Origin of the sequence: Synechococcus sp. R5-15 (genome assembly GCF_047462035.1) — a bacterium.
In the GTDB taxonomy this organism is placed as follows: domain Bacteria; phylum Cyanobacteriota; class Cyanobacteriia; order Thermostichales; family Thermostichaceae; genus Thermostichus.
In genome coordinates this window covers 60,659-75,835 of record NZ_JANSIK010000008.1, presented here as the reverse complement: position 1 = coordinate 75,835, position 15,177 = coordinate 60,659, and the positions used below count along the sequence as shown (strand labels likewise).

16 protein-coding genes and 1 pseudogene are annotated in these 15,177 nt (G+C 59.3%); 9 read left to right on the top strand and 8 right to left on the bottom strand.

Annotation, left to right across the window (positions count from 1 at the left end; genetic code table 11):
- Positions 1 to 46: 46 nt before the first annotated feature.
- A complete protein-coding gene (locus tag NW839_RS01095; RefSeq protein WP_414329186.1) occupies positions 47 to 649 on the bottom strand; it encodes an aldo/keto reductase in 603 nt (200 codons plus the stop codon).
- Between the two features lie 230 nt (positions 650 to 879).
- Between NW839_RS01095 and NW839_RS01090 the strand changes: the two genes are divergently transcribed.
- Both NW839_RS01090 and NW839_RS01085 read left to right on the top strand, forming a co-directional pair.
- Entirely contained in the window at positions 880 to 1,407 is a 528-nt protein-coding gene (locus NW839_RS01090) for a hypothetical protein (RefSeq protein WP_414329187.1), read from the top strand.
- Between the two features lie 46 nt (positions 1,408 to 1,453).
- A complete protein-coding gene (locus NW839_RS01085) occupies positions 1,454 to 3,088 on the top strand; it encodes a CTP synthase (RefSeq protein WP_414349707.1) in 1,635 nt (544 codons plus the stop codon).
- A 121-nt stretch (positions 3,089 to 3,209) separates the two neighbouring features.
- Here NW839_RS01085 and NW839_RS01080 read toward each other — a convergent pair whose 3' ends face one another.
- Positions 3,210 to 4,172 carry an RNA polymerase sigma factor RpoD/SigA gene (locus NW839_RS01080; protein ID WP_414349706.1) on the bottom strand — a complete coding sequence of 321 codons (963 nt, stop codon included), beginning with the start codon at positions 4,170 to 4,172 and terminating at the stop codon, positions 3,210 to 3,212.
- Between the two features lie 285 nt (positions 4,173 to 4,457).
- Here NW839_RS01080 and NW839_RS01075 point away from each other — a divergent pair, with 285 nt between their 5' ends.
- The 5 genes and pseudogenes from NW839_RS01075 to NW839_RS01055 all read left to right on the top strand — a co-directional run bounded on the left by NW839_RS01075 (position 4,458) and on the right by NW839_RS01055 (position 8,956).
- Positions 4,458 to 4,643: a DUF2256 domain-containing protein gene (locus NW839_RS01075; RefSeq protein WP_041437321.1), complete on the top strand. Its 186-nt coding sequence runs from the start codon at positions 4,458 to 4,460 to the stop codon at positions 4,641 to 4,643.
- A 50-nt stretch (positions 4,644 to 4,693) separates the two neighbouring features.
- Positions 4,694 to 5,163, top strand: a pseudogene (locus NW839_RS01070) (phosphate-starvation-inducible PsiE family protein).
- Between the two features lie 221 nt (positions 5,164 to 5,384).
- Positions 5,385 to 5,864 carry a peptidylprolyl isomerase gene (locus NW839_RS01065; RefSeq protein ID WP_414349713.1) on the top strand — a complete coding sequence of 160 codons (480 nt, stop codon included), beginning with the start codon at positions 5,385 to 5,387 and terminating at the stop codon, positions 5,862 to 5,864.
- Between the two features lie 110 nt (positions 5,865 to 5,974).
- Complete coding sequence (gvpJ, locus tag NW839_RS01060; RefSeq protein WP_414349705.1) at positions 5,975 to 7,249, top strand: gas vesicle protein GvpJ; 1,275 nt, start codon at positions 5,975 to 5,977, stop codon at positions 7,247 to 7,249.
- Positions 7,250 to 7,372: 123 nt separating this feature from the next.
- Positions 7,373 to 8,956, top strand: a complete 1,584-nt coding sequence (locus NW839_RS01055) for an NAD(P)H-quinone oxidoreductase subunit N (protein WP_414349712.1) — start codon at positions 7,373 to 7,375, stop codon at positions 8,954 to 8,956.
- Between the two features lie 338 nt (positions 8,957 to 9,294).
- Here the strand turns inward: NW839_RS01055 and NW839_RS01050 are convergent, their stop codons facing one another.
- From NW839_RS01050 to NW839_RS01025, 6 genes are all read right to left on the bottom strand, one after another.
- Entirely contained in the window at positions 9,295 to 9,864 is a 570-nt protein-coding gene (locus NW839_RS01050) for a photosystem I assembly protein Ycf4 (protein WP_414349704.1), read from the bottom strand.
- A 303-nt stretch (positions 9,865 to 10,167) separates the two neighbouring features.
- On the bottom strand, positions 10,168 to 11,241 hold the full coding sequence (locus NW839_RS01045; RefSeq protein WP_414349703.1) for an S-layer homology domain-containing protein: 1,074 nt from the start codon (positions 11,239 to 11,241) through the stop codon (positions 10,168 to 10,170).
- A 45-nt stretch (positions 11,242 to 11,286) separates the two neighbouring features.
- Complete coding sequence (locus NW839_RS01040; RefSeq protein WP_011433076.1) at positions 11,287 to 11,601, bottom strand: DUF3181 family protein; 315 nt, start codon at positions 11,599 to 11,601, stop codon at positions 11,287 to 11,289.
- 63 nt (positions 11,602 to 11,664) lie between these two features.
- Positions 11,665 to 12,294 carry a hypothetical protein gene (locus NW839_RS01035; RefSeq protein ID WP_414349702.1) on the bottom strand — a complete coding sequence of 210 codons (630 nt, stop codon included), beginning with the start codon at positions 12,292 to 12,294 and terminating at the stop codon, positions 11,665 to 11,667.
- 35 nt (positions 12,295 to 12,329) lie between these two features.
- Complete coding sequence (locus NW839_RS01030; RefSeq protein ID WP_414380437.1) at positions 12,330 to 12,914, bottom strand: anti-sigma factor family protein; 585 nt, start codon at positions 12,912 to 12,914, stop codon at positions 12,330 to 12,332.
- Between the two features lie 2 nt (positions 12,915 to 12,916).
- Positions 12,917 to 13,579: a sigma-70 family RNA polymerase sigma factor gene (locus NW839_RS01025; protein WP_414349700.1), complete on the bottom strand. Its 663-nt coding sequence runs from the start codon at positions 13,577 to 13,579 to the stop codon at positions 12,917 to 12,919.
- A gap of 276 nt (positions 13,580 to 13,855) precedes the next feature.
- Here NW839_RS01025 and NW839_RS01020 point away from each other — a divergent pair, with 276 nt between their 5' ends.
- Both NW839_RS01020 and NW839_RS01015 read left to right on the top strand, forming a co-directional pair.
- On the top strand, positions 13,856 to 14,563 hold the full coding sequence (locus NW839_RS01020) for a Crp/Fnr family transcriptional regulator (protein ID WP_414349699.1): 708 nt from the start codon (positions 13,856 to 13,858) through the stop codon (positions 14,561 to 14,563).
- A 19-nt stretch (positions 14,564 to 14,582) separates the two neighbouring features.
- On the top strand, positions 14,583 to 15,077 hold the full coding sequence (locus NW839_RS01015) for a DUF427 domain-containing protein (RefSeq protein WP_011433071.1): 495 nt from the start codon (positions 14,583 to 14,585) through the stop codon (positions 15,075 to 15,077).
- Positions 15,078 to 15,177 lie beyond the last annotated feature (100 nt).

Sequence of the window (15,177 nt, the reverse complement as noted above, 5' to 3'; positions counted from 1 at the left end):
TCCGTACTGAACATATTATACATTATTTTCAGTATAGTTGAGCTTATTATTGACTAGAGTCATGCTCTCGACAGTAGGGCAAGACCTCTGCTTCAATCTGCCGCTCGAACAGGTTGTAGGGGGGCTGGGCGGTGTGCAGAGGAGCCACCCGGCGAAACCGATCCATCTGTTCGGGGGAAAAGTTGCTGACCCCAATGGCGCGGATCTTGCCCTGCTGCAGCAACTGCCCCAGAAACGCCGCCGTTTCTTCGATCGGTTCCAAGGGATCCGGCCAATGAATTTGGTAGAGATCGATCACATCTGTTTGCAAGCGGCGCAGAGAATCCTCCAGTTCTTGGGCCAATCGAGGCAGGCTGGAGTTGCGCACCACTTTGTTGTTTGTCCACTCCAGTCCCGCTTTGGTGGCGAGAACCACCCGATCGCGGCAACCTGAGTCTTTGATCGCTTGCCCCAGCACTTCCTCCGAAACACCCAGTCCGTAGATGGGAGCGGTGTCGAAGGTGGTTATGCCCAAATCAATGGCTTTGCGAATCGTGGTGTAAGATTCCTGGCGGTCGGAAGGGCCCCACCAGCCGCCGCCCATCGCCCAAGTGCCCAGGCCCACCCGGCTCAACCTTAGCCCTGCATCTGCGAGGGTGACGAACTCCATGGCTGCTCCTGCTGAACCCCGATCCTCCCACTGTGGCCAGGGATCCTCTCCAAAAATCTAGCAGACATTGCTGACAGCAGCCGAGGTTGCGTGAACGACCCAAGCCTGTGACCGGGGTTGGAAGGAGAGGAGAGGCTTTTGACTCTGCTGTTGTAAGGAACTGAATCGATAGGATCCCATTCAAGAGCTGCAGCGTCTCTCAACCCAGAACTTTTGCGAGGAATGGCTCCATGAAGCCCACTTTTCTTGTCTCTACTGTCAGCTCCGTCGGTATGGCTCTCCTGTGGGGATCCCTTCTGGCTGGAAGGGCTGCCCAAGCGCAGGTGATCACCCCTCTTTTCCCCTCTGGAACTCCCATCCCCGTCGAACCCTTGCCCCCCAGCCCGGACATTCCCACCCTGCCCATCGTGCCGGATCCCCGGCCTGTGCCGGCAACCCCTGCTCCCCAGCGACCGCTGCCCAGGGGGAGTTTTGAGGAGATCAGCCGCTACTTCCGCGATCTCAACCGCGCCAAAAACCTGGCCCGCCAAGCTGCCGAGATCGCCAATGGGGGCCTGCAGCGCTATCGCGCCGAAGCTTCCATGCACGGGGCAGCCATTGACTCGCCGTTTGAAGAGTTTGAAGATGCTTGGATCTTCACCTTCCGGGGGGGAGAGCCCGGCTTTGTCCAGCCCAGCATTGAAACCCAGGTGCGGGTGGACAGGCGCACCTTTCAAACCACCATCCTCTACAACGGCCCCATCCGCTCTCTGCGCTGAGGGATCCCTGGCATAATCAAAAGGCAAAAGGGAAGGGATCCAAGCTATGACCAAGTTTGTCTTCGTCACGGGCGGAGTGGTCTCCAGCATCGGCAAAGGCATTGTGGCGGCCAGCTTGGGTCGCCTGCTCAAATCCCGCAACTACACGGTGTCGATTTTGAAGCTGGATCCCTACATCAATGTGGATCCCGGCACCATGAGCCCCTACCAACATGGGGAAGTGTTTGTTACCGACGATGGCGCCGAGACGGACTTGGACTTGGGCCACTACGAGCGCTTCACCGACACCAACATGTCTAAGCTCAACAACGTCACCACCGGCTCCATCTACCAGGCGGTGATCCACAAAGAGCGGCGGGGGGATTATCAGGGCAGCACGGTGCAGGTGATCCCCCATGTTACCCAAGAGATTAAAGAGCGGATCCGGCGAGTGGCCCGCGAGACCAACCCCGATGTGGTGCTGGTGGAGGTGGGGGGCACGGTGGGGGATATCGAGTCTCTGCCCTTTTTGGAGGCCATTCGCCAATTTCGCAAGGATGTGGGCCGGGCCAACGTGGCCTATGTGCATGTTACCCTGGTGCCTTTGATCAAGGCGGCAGGGGAGATGAAAACCAAGCCTACCCAGCACTCGGTGAAGGAGCTGCGCTCCATTGGCATCCAGCCGGACGTGTTGGTGTGCCGCTGCGAACAGCCATTGCCCCGCAGCATCAAGGAGAAGATCTCCGAGTTTTGTGACGTGCCGGTAGAATGCGTCATCCAGGCGCAGGATGCCCCCAGCATCTACGACGTGCCTCTGGTGCTGGAGCAGGAGGGGTTGGCGCAGCGGGTTCTGGAGATTCTCAACTTGGATCCGCAGCAGCCAGATCTACGGGAGTGGGAGCTCCTGGTGCAGCGGCTGCACCACCCCCAAGAGCAGGTGGAGATTGCCATTGTCGGCAAATACGTGCGCCTTACGGATGCCTATCTTTCGGTGGCCGAGGCCCTGCGCCATGCCGGGTTGGCCCTCAATGCCGGCGTCACGCTGCGCTGGATCTCTTCTGAGGAGATCGAAGAGCGGGGACCAGAGGCATTGCTTTCCGGCGTGGATGGAGTGGTGGTGCCAGGGGGGTTTGGCAATCGCGGCATCGAGGGCAAGGTGGCTACCATCCGCTACGTGCGCGAGCAAGGCATTCCCTTCCTAGGGCTGTGTCTGGGCATGCAGTGCGCGGTGATCGACTGGGGATGTCACATTGCCCATCTGGAGCGGGCCAACAGCTACGAGTTTGACCCCGATACCCCCCACCCGGTGATCAGCCTCTTGCCGGAGCAGAAAGATGTGGAAGATCTGGGAGGAACCCTGCGGCTGGGCCTCTATCCCTGTCGCATCATGCCCAATACCCTAGCGGCCAAGCTCTACGGTGAGGCCATCATCTACGAGCGGCACCGCCATCGCTATGAGTTTAACAATGCCTACCGCAGCCTTTTTCTGGACTCTGGTTATATCATCAGCGGAGTCTCGCCGGATAACCGCTTGGTGGAGATTATCGAGCTGCCCAGCCACCCCTTTTTCATCGCCACCCAGTTCCATCCGGAGTTTCGCTCCCGCCCCAACCGCCCCCACCCCCTCTTTTTGGGGTTGATCGAAGCTGCCCTGCGCAGCCGCCCTCAGCCTCACCCCCTGCAGTTGCAGAAGATGGGCTAGTTGACAGATCCCTTGTCCAAAAGTGGGGGCACGCCTCTGGTCCTGGTTCTGCAGAGCTTTGCTGAACATAAACTGCTGCGGAATCCTGGGTTTCGCCTGTGGAGCAGCCGTGGCCTACTGCCTAAAACGAGGTCATCCAATCTGCCAAAATTTCCTGTCGGCGTGGATGGCGCAGTTTGCGCATGGCTCGTGCTTGAATTTGTCGGACGCGCTCTCGAGACAGGCCGAAAAGCTGACCAATTTCGGAGAGAGTGTGTAGGTGGCCATCTTTCAGCCCATAGCGGAGCTTGAGAATCTCTTGCTCTCGGGGGCTGAGCTGCTCCAGCATCTCTTCCAGTTGGGCAGACAGCAGGTGCAAGTCCATTTGCGATTCGGGAGTGGGGCCGTTGGCGTCCTCGATAAGCTGCATCAGCTCCCTATCCTCCTCTTTGCCAACCGGAGTATGTAGCGAAAGGGTTTGGCGACCGGCTTCCAAGAGGGTTAAGAGAGCGTCCAGCTTGTCGGGGGAAATCTCCAGAGCTTCGGCAATTTCCGCTTGGGTGGGGCGACGGTTTAGGGTCTCGGTCAGCTCCCGCCGGATCCGCTTCACCTGGTTGAGCTTTTCTACCATATGCACCGGGATCCGCACCAGGCGCCCCTGATTGGCAACGGCGCGGGTGATTCCTTGGCGAATCCACCAGTAGGCGTAGGTGGAAAACTTGTAGCCGCGTTCGTACTCAAATTTTTCTGCGGCCCGGATCAGGCCGATGGTGCCTTCTTGAATCAGATCCAGAAACGGCACACCGCGATTTAAGTACTTTTTGGCAATCGAGACCACCAGGCGCAGGTTGGCCCTAACCAATTCCCGTTTCGCCCGTTCCCCGGCGGCTCCCCCCTCTGCAATCAGCCGTCCCAATTTCACTTCCTGCTCGGCATTGAGGAGTGGGTAGCGAGCCATTTCCCGCAAAAATACGCCCACTGAGTCTTCCGAAAGCGAGGCTTGGGTCGCTCGGTTGCCGGGTTTGCTGAGCCGTACCTCAACCCGCTTCAGTGGAGGAGGAGAGTTCTGAACAGCTACATTCGTCCCATTTGGTTGAGATTTCATACAAACTCAAGCTCAAGTTCACAAGCGGGTGTTAAGAACTTTACTCAGTACAGGATGGAGGCGGCTAACCTTTCAGCAAACCCAACTTCCTTCAGGGATCCCTGCAGACACAGGGCAGAGATCTCGCCGGATTTCAAGAGGCTACTCGATTTCTCTTCTCAGAAGGTTCAGAATTTAGCTTTTGCTAAGGTGGGGCGCAGGCCAAGCACCCCCGTGATGGTAACGGTCAGCATCCGGTAGGATTGTTAAACTGACTACAGAGTTGACCTTGTTTTGCAGTGCACCATGCCACGCCAACGGAAGAAATCGGATTTGCCCAGCAAGATTTGTCTCACCTGTCAGCGACCCTTCACCTGGCGCAAAAAGTGGGCCGACTGTTGGTCGGAGGTGAAATACTGTTCTGAGCGGTGTCGCAATCATCGCCCCAAGGGATCCCTGCCTGCTTCCCGGCAAGACGGTTGGGACGGATAATGTTGTCGTTGAGACCAGAACACAGGGGTTTGGGCCCGTCGGAGTTGGCGATGCGGTTTCTCAAGTGGCTGTTGCACAATCCCCACGAGACAGAAGAGGAGGATCCCTTTTTGCGGGCCATCACCCGCCTGGAAAGCCTGATCTCGAAGCTGCTTTCAATTTTGATGATCGGGCTAATCGTAGTAGCAGTGGTGGACTTGGCCCGGTTCTTGGTGGCAGATTTGTTGACCGAGCCAACTGGGTTTTTCTCCACCACTTTAATCGAGATCTTCGGCCTCTTTTTTTGATTGCGCTGGAAATTCTAGAGAACATCACCGCCTACTTGCAAAAGCAAGTGGTACAGGTGGAGTTGGTAATCGTCACCTCTTTGATCGCGGTGGCCCGCAAGATCATCATTTTCGATTTCGAGAAGCTGGGGGGGTTGGAGCTCATTGGCTTGGGGGCAGCGACGTTGGCCCTCTCGGTAAGTTATTGGCTGGTGCGGCGAGCCAAGTCTCCATCCAAGTCCGGGGAAGATTAAGCTCGGACAGAATCCTGGTACGATGGGGATGGAGCTTTCCTGCAAGAATTGTGCGTGCGCGATCTAAGTTGGCCAGCCTGGTGAAGTTAGCTGTGCTGATGGTGGTGCTTTGGGTGGGGTTGAGTGCTCTCCCTGTTTTGGCCCGCCTGCATTCTTCTCGCGATTTGCTCCTGGCACAACACTTGGGCAAACCCGTGAAAACCTACAACAATCCCCCCCCGATGGTGATCGACCCGGCCAAGTCCTACACGGCCACGATGGAGACCACCGCCGGCACAATGGTTCTGGAGCTGTTCCCGCAAGAAGCTCCCCTCGCCGTCAACAATTTCGTCTTTTTGGCCAACGACCACTTCTACGATGGTGTCATCTTTCACCGCGTGATTCGGGGCTTCATGATCCAAGGTGGGGATCCCACGGGTACAGGGCGGGGTGGGCCGGGCTACCGCTTTCCCGATGGGCCGGTGCAACGTCCCTACAGCCGCGGCACTTTGGCTATGGCCAATGCTGGCCCCAACACCAACGGCAGCCAGTTTTTTATCATGCACGCCGACTATCCGCTGCCGCCCAACTACACGATCTTTGGGCAATTGATCGAGGGAGAGGATGTCTTGGATAAAATTGCAACTGCGCCCACTGACCCTCAGGATCGCCCCCTGAAACCGGTGGAGATCAAGTCGGTTCGCATCTTGGAATCCAATTAGGTTGGGCCAATCGGGTGGAACAGTTTGGTTAAATTAACTTGGCCTCTGGCCCCATTTTTGCAACTTGCCCCCAGGGGGACTCAGGTATGGAGTTCGCTAGGCCCCGGCGAATGTCCCCCCGCATTCTGGTTCTGGATTTTGATGGTGTGCTCTGCGATGGGCGGGCGGAGTATTTTGCCTCTTCCTGCCGCGTTTGTGCTCAGGTGTGGGGCTTGGCTCCTGCTCAGCTAGAGCCGCTGCGTCCTGCCTTCGACCGTCTGCGCCCGCTGATCGAGACCGGCTGGGAGATGCCTCTGTTGTTGTGGGGGCTACAGGAAGGGATCCGGGAGGAGGACTTGCGCCAAGACTGGCACAGCTGGCGGCAGCGGTTGTTGCAGCAGGTGGGGGTCTCCGAGCTAGGTTTGGCCCAAGTGCTGGATGGCGTGCGGGATCGTTGGATTGAAGAGGATCTGCAGGGGTGGCTGGGGCTACACCGCTTTTATCCGGGGGTGGCGGCTTGGCTACGCCAGGTTCAGGCTGCAGGGGAGCCGCGCTTGGCCATCCTCAGCACCAAAGAGGGACGGTTCATCCAGCAGCTCTTGGGCCGAGCAGGGATCCAACTGCCGCGCCACCGCATTCTGGGCAAGGAGGTGCGCGCCCCCAAGGCCACCACTTTACAGCGGCTACTGGCTGCCGCCCAACTGCCGGCTGAGGAGCTGTGGTTTGTGGAGGATCGCCTGCAAACGCTGCGCCAGGTGCAGAGGGTGCCGGAGCTGGAGCAGGTTCTCTTGTTTTTGGCCGACTGGGGCTACAACCTACCAGAGGAAAGGGAAGAGGCCGCTCGGGATCCCCGTCTCCATTTGCTCAGCCTGGAACAGCTTTGCCAGCCCTTTGACCGTTGGATTGCCCCTTCTCCCCCGCCGCGCTTTTCTATCAGTCCCGCCAGCTCGGAAGACTTGAGCCAGGCTCGGCCCACCCCTGGCCGGAAACGCCCGGAAGCCGGTTTGGCCTCTCTGGTGCTGACCTTGGTGGAGCTGTTGCGGCAGTTGATGGAGGCGCAGGTGGTGCGGCAAATGGAGGCCGAGCGCCTTTCTGCAGAGCAGATTGAGCGGGCCGGCAGCAGCCTACAAGCCTTGCGGGAGCAAATTCGACAAATCTGCAGCCTGTTGGAGATCGACCCAGCGGATTTGAACCTGGAGCTCGGAGATCTGGGCACCCTCCTGCCCCGCCAGGGGGACTACTACCCCGGACAACCCCACCGCGAGGGATCCGTGCTGGAACTGTTGGATCGGCTGATCCACACCGGCATCGTCATCGATGGGGAGATCGACCTGGGGCTGGCGGACTTGGATCTGATCCACGCCCGCCTGAAGTTGGTGCTCACCTCCAGCGCCAAGCTCTACTGAGCCCGTGGATTGAGAGTGCTGATGGAGACGATTGGGAGAAGAGATGCCGGAAGCGGAAAGAGAGACCGGAAATCGCGGTATGCTGGCTGTGGATCCCCTTCATCTGTCTTCATGTCTTCCCCTATGGATGTCTTTGCCCCAACCGGAAACCTGTATGCCGGTGCCATTTGGCCAGAAGTGGTGGTTACCCTCACCCTCTTGCTCGTCTTGGTGGTGGATTTGGTCGGTGGTTCGGCGGCGCGCAAAAGTCTTCCGGCCCTCTCCATCTTTGGCTTGATCGGGGCCTTGGTGACCTTGGTGTTGCAGTGGCAGCAGCCCCAGTTGGAGAGCTTCTTGGGCAGCTTTGCGGCGGATCCCATCAGCATTCTCTTCCGTGGCCTGGTGGTGGGGACGGCGGTACTGACCGTGATGATGGCGGAGCGCTACATCTCTCAGTCCGGAGCGCCCACAGGCGAGTTTTATGTGTTGCTGCTCACGGCCACCTTGGGGGGCATGTTCCTCTCCGGGGCGACGGACTTGATCCTAGTGTTTGTATCTTTAGAAACGCTGGGCATCGCCAGCTACCTGATGGCCGGCTATACCAAGCGGGATCCCCGTTCTTCGGAGGCAGCCCTGAAATATCTCTTGATCGGGGCCAGCAGCACGGCCATTTTCCTCTACGGCATGTCGCTGCTCTACGGCCTTTCGGGTGGGCAAACGAAGCTGGAAGCCATTGCCTCCTCTATGGGGGATGCCGGCTTGGCAGGGATCATCGCTTTGGTGCTCTGCATTGGTGGTATCGGGTTTAAGTTGGCGGCAGTGCCCTTTCACCAGTGGACTCCTGATGTCTACGAGGGATCCCCAACGCCGGTGGTGGCCTTTTTGTCAGTGGGATCCAAAGCAGCAGGCTTTGCCTTGGCGGTGCGCTTTCTGGCCACCGTATTTCCGGCCATGACGGAAGAGTGGCGGGCGGTGCTCTCGGTGCTGGCCATTTTGACCATGGTGCTGGGGAATGTGGTGGCCATTGCCCAAACCCGCCTCAAACGGCTGCTGGCCTATTCTTCCATCGGTCAGGCGGGCTTTGTTTTGATCGGCTTGGTGGCGGGCACTGAGGCAGGCTATGCCAGCTTGATCTTTTACTTGATGGTCTATTTGGCCATGAACCTGGGGGCCTTTTTGTGCATCACCCTGTTCAGCCTGAAGACCGGCACCGATGAAATTAGCGAGTACAGCGGCCTCTACCAAAAGGATCCCTTCCTCACCCTGTGCTTGAGCATTTGTCTGCTCTCGTTGGGTGGATTGCCCCCTCTGGCGGGCTTCTTCGGCAAGCTGTATCTGTTCTGGGCCGGTTGGCAGGCGGGGGCCTATACCTTGGTGTTGGTGGGGTTGGTCACCAGCGTCATCTCCATCTACTACTACGTGCGGGTGGTGAAAACCATCGTGGTGAAAGAGCCGCAGGAGATGTCGGTTTCGGTGCGGAATTACCCCGAGACCAACTGGCAGGCGGAAGGCATGCAGGCTCTGCGGGTGGGCTTGGTGTTCACTTTGGTGGCTACCATCTTTGCCGGGATCCTCTCCAATCCCCTCTTTACCCTCTCCACCCAGGCGGTAGAGCAAAGCCCGTTCTTGGGGTTCCCAGCCGCACAAGCCTTCCTTCCAGAGTCGGCAAGACTTCAGGTGGCAGTCGAGGGATCCCTGGGTTCCTCTCCTCAAGCTGGCGAAGGCTAGTTTTTGAGATGCTCTCCATCCCGAGGTTTTAAAAAGCGACGCTCGGCAGCGCGCGCTTCAGTTGTGCAGATATGGTCATTTCTCCCTCTGGAAGAAGGGCTGCAGCGCGAAACACCTGGGGAGCGTCTCAACCTAGTCTCAATCTAATTTGAACTAATTTGAAAGGACTCTAATCCAGAAGAGGGTCTCCCCACCCCAAAGGGATCCGGGATCTCTTCAAGGCCTCCGCATTAGCGCCCACCGATTACAGCAATGTAGTTGGTCACCCATTCGTAGTAGGGCACACATCCCTCACGCGGCCATCAGGGTGCGATCACAGCGCATGATGCCCCAGGGAATCAAATGCCCTCTAAGCTGACGTTGAGAAAGCGGGCGATCTCTGCCGCTTGGTTTTCGATCTCGGCTAGGGGGGGTGGCTGACCCACTCCGGTGAGGGGGATATCGCCGCGTCCTTTCACCCGCAAATAGATAGCTCGGCGAGGATTGAGCCCTTCTCTCAGCTCCACTCGCAGGCTCTGCACCTCGGTAAAGTCATACTCTAGGCGAACTTCACGGTTTTTGCCCGGAAAGCCCTGGCGCACCAGCGTTATCTTTTGCGTGCGCCGGTCGAACTCGTTGTAGCCGCCTCCCAAGTTCCAATACAAACTCAGCCACTGGTATAGCCCCGCCAGGGATCCGAGCACCCCGTAAAAGAGCATGGCAATGCCCTGGGGAATAAACACCAGGCTGGCGGGGTCGGAAAAGGGGAGCAAATTGCGGTGGAGATAGCTGGAAAGGCCGGCCAAGGTAAAGCCCAGCCCTCCCCCCGTCAGCGCCACCGCCCAAAAGTACACGCTGGGCCGCCGCGACCCAATCACGGTGTAGCGCAGCAGATCGGCAGAACGGATTTCAGGAACAATGGCGGACACAGTTGGGATCCCTGCAGGTTTTCCAAGGCTGGCTTCCCCCATTCTATAGGCTATGGGCGGCAAGGGTTTTCCCCAGCAGAGGGGCGCTCAGGGGACTGGCAAGAGCTAGAGCCGCCTGGGGAATGGGGGCGGAAGTCCTCTGCGCTGTACAGCCCCTCTCCCGAAGGGAGTTAGGGATAGTTTTTATTGTTATGGCTCCTTTTGCTCCTTGTAAGAGCCGTAGCAGGGATCCCTGCTGGGGTTCTGAGGCGTTCTATCTGCTGACAGAGCCCAACAGCATACGCCAATGGGATCCCTCTCACCTCAGGGTTGGGTTTGGCGTGGGGTAACGATCCTGCCCTCTCCTGGGGCAACTTCCGAGGAACGGGGGCGGGCCGGCGCAGAGGGCTCATCAACGGCATTCGAGGGAGAGGCAGGGGTGGGATCCGGCTCAGGAGAGGCCGTTTGTTGCGGTTCTGCGGCAGGGGGAGAAGGCTGAGGCTCAGGGGTTGGGTCTGGCAGGGCTGGCGGCTGGGGTAGGGCGTCTTGGGCTGTTCGTTCCCCAAAAGCCGATAAGGCAATGGCAGCTTCCCCGCGGCTGACCGGCTCGAAGGGGTTGAAGGTGCGGATGGGGCCAAAGGTGCGCAGCACGGTGGAGGCATTCTCCAGACTGCGATCCGCTACCAGAGCAGGAACAACCTCAGGAGGAATTTGCGCCGCATCGGTAAACCCCCAGCGCTCTTCCAGCTCCGCTCGGGATCCCTTGATCTGGCCGGGAGGTAAGTCCAGAGGCACCTTCATGCGGATCAACTCTGCCCGCGACAGCAGGCTGTTGGGGCGAAACTCTCGATTGGCATCCCCGGTAATTAAGCCAGCAGCTCCCAGGGCTTGAATGTAGCGAAAGTTGGGATCCTCTTCCGGCACATCCAAAAAGAGGGGGCGTTCCGAGGGGGATCCCAGGCGGATTTGCCGGCTGGGCTCATCGGCGTGGATGGCGTTGTTGGCCAACACCAGCCAACGGGCAAATTCTCCGCGACGAACGCTGCGCTGCGGCTGAAATTCGCTGCTGGAGATATCGGCAAAAACTCCCAACCGATCTAGGTATCCCACCGAACGGGCCACCAGAGATCCGGGCTCCAAGTCTGTAAAGCGGCTGCTGTCCTGGCTGGGCAGAGGTGAAGAGGGGGCGGGAGCAGTGGGGATCGAGATAGAGGGTGGGATGGATCCCGGCGAAGGTTGAGGCGAGGGAGGTGCCAGCGGCTCAGATTGGGCTGTGGGCGGGCCCACTGGGCGTACAGCGCGCTCTAGCTGTTCTCCCCACTCGGTTCCCTGGCAAGCCGACAACAGCCAGAGCAACGAAACAAAGCTGCCGAGCTTGAGCCAGGGGCCAGGCCGCATAGGTTTAGACTGATGATGCACCGCTCTACCTTTCTCTATTGGTCTCTATTGGGCCCATTTGCGGCTGAACTCCTCCAGCACGTCCAGCAGGTTAAGCAGGCTTTGCATCGGCAGGAGATCGGCCAGGGGCAATTCTTTGCGCCCACCCCCCACTTTCACCGGGATCCCTTGCAAGATCTCTGTGACGGCGTCCTCATCCACCTTGCCTGCCATCACCTGGGGTGCCAGTCGCTCCGCCAAAAGGGTATGCAGGTGGGCATCGCGCAGGTAAAGATGCCAGCGGGCCACATCGATGTAAACTTCTTTACCAATGGCAGCAGCTAATTGCTCAATGTCTGGGTTGCTGGGCACTTTGGCCATCGCTCAGCTCCGTTGGGGGTTGCGTCTGCCCTTGCTCAATCATAGCCTGAACCCAAGGGATCCTCAGGGAGAGCTGGCAGCCGAGCGGTCGGGTAGAGGTAGGGCGAAGTTCTCTTGCAACTGCCGCAGCATCAACAGGTGTTCCAGAGCTAGGCGATCCCGTTCTGTCCGCAACTGGCTCAGTTGGGCCTGAATTTGGCGGATATCGGCCTCGTCGGAGTCCCAGGTTTGCAAAAGGCGGTAGAGGCGCTCTTGTTGGTTGGCAATTTGCCGGTTTAGGCGGGCTAGACGGCGGCTGAACTCCACATCCATTTCCTCTGCCAGCTCGGGATCCGGCAGCAGGGCCAAGCGATCCCAATGGATGCCCAGGTCGGCCAAGCTTGGCGGGGGCGGATCCAACTCCTTGAGAAGGGGGAAGTCCGGAAAGGGCGATAGCTCCGTCTTGGGAGGGGCCCATTGGTTTTGATCGGGGGCAGGGGTGAGACGGGATCCGGGTGAAGGCAGGTTTGTGGGCTGGGGGGCAGGCTCCTGTCCGCTGGGAGAGGAGTGCAACTCCTTCGGACTCTGTCCCGCCGGCGCGAACGGCGCTGCCAGATGGCTACTGCTGGGATCTGCCTGGGCCGACAGGGATCCCAGACTGCATAGCCAAAGGCAGACTCCTAGCCCACAAGCCCAGCGAACTGCTTTTTCCACCCTGCGCTCCTCAGTCTTTCTCAAGCCTGCTCAGGTCATTCCCAGCCCACCTCGGCCCTGGTCGCGTTGGCGGGGCGAGATCCACGGTTGGGGATTGTCTCAAACAAAATCGAGTAGGCATCTTGCTTTTGCCCCGGCTCGAAAAGATAGCGTTGGGCAACACGAGCAGAGGCAGGCACGATGGCCACGCGCACCGGCGGATCTTCCAGCGATACCAAAGGCTGGGGATGAGACCAACGCCATCCCACCCAGCCCGCCCCTGCCAAGGCCACTACAGCCGCTGCCACCCGTCCCCAAGGGGTGCCCTTACGTTGCCGCCAGCCCAGGTCGAGCATTGGCCGCCGATCCAGCTCGGCGAACACACGGCTGATCAACAGCTCCGTCTGGGTGGAGTTCAAGGTTGGGGCCTTGAGATTGGCCAAACCGGCCTGCAGAGCTGCCAGTTGGCTGTACAGTTGCCGCGCCTGAGGATCGCTGGCCAGCCAATCTTCCACCTGCCGCGCCTCTTGAGACGACAATTCCCCATCCAAGTAGGCGCTCAACTGTTCAAAGCGCTCATCCACCACCGGCAGCTCTTGCTGGGGATCCCTGGGGTCGGGGTTGGGGTTGCCGCGAACCATGGTCATTCACCATTAAGGTAGGGTTTTAGGGTGGATTGTAGGCGGGCGCGGGCGCGCGCAATGCGAGACTTAACAGTGCCCAAAGACACCCCTGTGATCTCGGCAATTTCCTCATAAGCCATTCCCTGAATTTCCCGCAGCAGGATTGTCTGGCGAAAGGCCTGCGGCAAGTCGCGGACGGCTTGGTGCAATCGCTCGTAGAACTCGCAGGTGGCGAGGTGCTCATGGGGACTGGGGCTCTCGCTGGGCAGCTCCCACTCCATCTCGCTATCCCGCATCTGAATCGGCGCATCCAGAGAAAGGGGCTGCTGCTGTCGTTTGCGCTTGCGCAGCTCGTCGTAAAACAGGTTGGTGGCGATCCGCCCCAGCCAGCTGCGAAATTTTGCCGGCTCCTGTAGGCGTTTCAGGTGGCGGTAGGCCCGGATCCAAACTTCCTGGGCCAAGTCATGCCGGTCCTGCCAGTCCGGGGCAAGATGATAGAGCACCTTGTCCACATGGGCCTGATGGCGACGCATCAACTCGGCAAAAGCCTCCCGATGGGGCTGGGATCCCTGCTGACAGAGCAGCACCAGATCCACATCAGCGAGCTTTTCGGGCCGCACAGGCACGTTCTTCACCAAGACCGACCAGCGCTGGCCACTGATGTCGCTGAGGGCAGCATCCATAGGCATCCATAGGTTGTAACAACAGCAACAGCGGAGGGATCCCCTCCCAGACAGAACCTCTGTTGCCCAGACGAAATGGCAGAGTTTGGGTTCCCCCCACCCTCAACCGCAGGGTAGCTCTAGAGGCTCTGAGGGCCATACCGGCAAGACTCCACAGCAAGACCACCTCCTCACTAGATCTTGGCGCACATGGCGGGGTGGTGGATTGCAGGATAGCTCTTGAGTTGGTAACTGGGCTACAGTGGGCTTGCGGTATGGTGAAACGTCCGACCCGCCATGACTTCCGATGCTCCTGTTGCCGTCCTCTCCGAGCTCAAGGCGGTACCCATGTTGGCCGAACTTTCGGCAACGTCCTTGCAATGGCTGGGATCCCAGGTCAAGCTGCGGGATATCCCGGCGGGACAGGCCCTCTTCATGCAAGATGCCTGGGGCAGCGTAGTTTATCTGATCCTCGCCGGCTGGGCTAAGGTGCGGCGGGCTTTGCGGGCGCAAGACAGCACCAAAACCCTTGCCTTGCTGGGGCCGGGCGCTTGGGTAGGGGAAATGGCGGTACTGGACGAAGCTCCCCGCTCGCGAGATGTGCTGGCCCTAACCCCGCTGCGGGTGGCCGGGATCCCGGCGGCAACCTTCAAAGCGCTGATGTTGCGGGAGCCGCAACTGTGTTACCAGCTGGCCTGCAGCCTCTCCCGTCGCCTGCGCCTGGCCAACTTGCAGGCGGATCTTGACCAGCAGAGCCCCCCGCTGCGAGTGGTGCATACGCTGGTGCAACTGGCGGAAGCTTTTGGCGAGAAGACCCCCCAGGGGATGCGCATTGTCTACCCTCCCCCCCAGGATTTGGCCGATATCAGCCAAGTTAGCCGGGAGACAGCCCTGGCGGTACTGAGCCGTCTGCAGCAGCAGGGGGTTATTCAGCCGCTGCCGGAGCAACAGTCTTTGCTGCTGATCCGGTACGCCAAACTGCTGGAGGCCACCCGTCTGCTTTAGATATTGAAGATATTGACCCATGTCTCCCCAACCGATTTCTCCCCATCCAGGACAAGAATCTGTCTGGGACTATCCGCGCCCACCTCGTCTGGAGCCCACCACAGAACTGGTGGAAGTTCTCTTCAATGGCGAGCTCATTGCCCAAAGCCGCCGTTGCTACCGCGTCCTGGAAACCAGCCACCCGCCCACCTACTACATTCCCCCCACCGACGTTCGACTGCAGTATCTCCGCCCCAGCTCTCGCACCTCTTTCTGTGAGTTCAAAGGGGCTGCCTGCTACTGGACAGTTCAGGTCGGATCCCAAACAGCCGTAGATGCCGCCTGGAGCTATCCGGATCCCAGCCCGGCGTTTTTGCCCATCCGCGACTACCTTGCCTTTTATCCAGGCCGTGTGCAGGAGTGCCGGGTAGGTGGAGAACGAGTCCGGCCTCAACCCGGAGATTTCTACGGCGGTTGGATCACCTCAAAGGTCGTAGGCCCTTTCAAAGGAGAGCCGGGTAGCTGGAACTGGTAGGGGCGGAGCAGCGATTCCCGAGGGGGGATCCCTTTTACCCACGAAAAGGACTACAGTTAAGTCGATGCGGGTAAGTTGTCCAAGGACTCCGTCCCGCTGG

What these genes read in the sequence shown, in the direction of transcription:
- NW839_RS01040 (WP_011433076.1), bottom strand. Translation starts at nt 11,601, where the DNA reads ATGGCCAAAGTGCCCAGCAACCCAGACATTGAGCAATTAGCTGCTGCC.
- NW839_RS01025 (WP_414349700.1), bottom strand. Translation starts at nt 13,579, where the DNA reads ATGGATGCTGCCCTCAGCGACATCAGTGGCCAGCGCTGGTCGGTCTTG.
- NW839_RS01020 (WP_414349699.1), top strand. Translation starts at nt 13,856, where the DNA reads ATGACTTCCGATGCTCCTGTTGCCGTCCTCTCCGAGCTCAAGGCGGTA.
- gvpJ (WP_414349705.1), top strand. Translation starts at nt 5,975, where the DNA reads ATGTCCCCCCGCATTCTGGTTCTGGATTTTGATGGTGTGCTCTGCGAT.
- NW839_RS01095 (WP_414329186.1), bottom strand. Translation starts at nt 649, where the DNA reads ATGGAGTTCGTCACCCTCGCAGATGCAGGGCTAAGGTTGAGCCGGGTG.
- NW839_RS01080 (WP_414349706.1), bottom strand. Translation starts at nt 4,172, where the DNA reads ATGAAATCTCAACCAAATGGGACGAATGTAGCTGTTCAGAACTCTCCT.
- NW839_RS01030 (WP_414380437.1), bottom strand. Translation starts at nt 12,914, where the DNA reads ATGGTTCGCGGCAACCCCAACCCCGACCCCAGGGATCCCCAGCAAGAG.
- NW839_RS01065 (WP_414349713.1), top strand. Translation starts at nt 5,385, where the DNA reads ATGGTGATCGACCCGGCCAAGTCCTACACGGCCACGATGGAGACCACC.
- NW839_RS01090 (WP_414329187.1), top strand. Translation starts at nt 880, where the DNA reads ATGAAGCCCACTTTTCTTGTCTCTACTGTCAGCTCCGTCGGTATGGCT.
- NW839_RS01055 (WP_414349712.1), top strand. Translation starts at nt 7,373, where the DNA reads ATGGATGTCTTTGCCCCAACCGGAAACCTGTATGCCGGTGCCATTTGG.
- NW839_RS01085 (WP_414349707.1), top strand. Translation starts at nt 1,454, where the DNA reads ATGACCAAGTTTGTCTTCGTCACGGGCGGAGTGGTCTCCAGCATCGGC.
- NW839_RS01075 (WP_041437321.1), top strand. Translation starts at nt 4,458, where the DNA reads ATGCCACGCCAACGGAAGAAATCGGATTTGCCCAGCAAGATTTGTCTC.
- NW839_RS01015 (WP_011433071.1), top strand. Translation starts at nt 14,583, where the DNA reads ATGTCTCCCCAACCGATTTCTCCCCATCCAGGACAAGAATCTGTCTGG.
- NW839_RS01045 (WP_414349703.1), bottom strand. Translation starts at nt 11,241, where the DNA reads ATGCGGCCTGGCCCCTGGCTCAAGCTCGGCAGCTTTGTTTCGTTGCTC.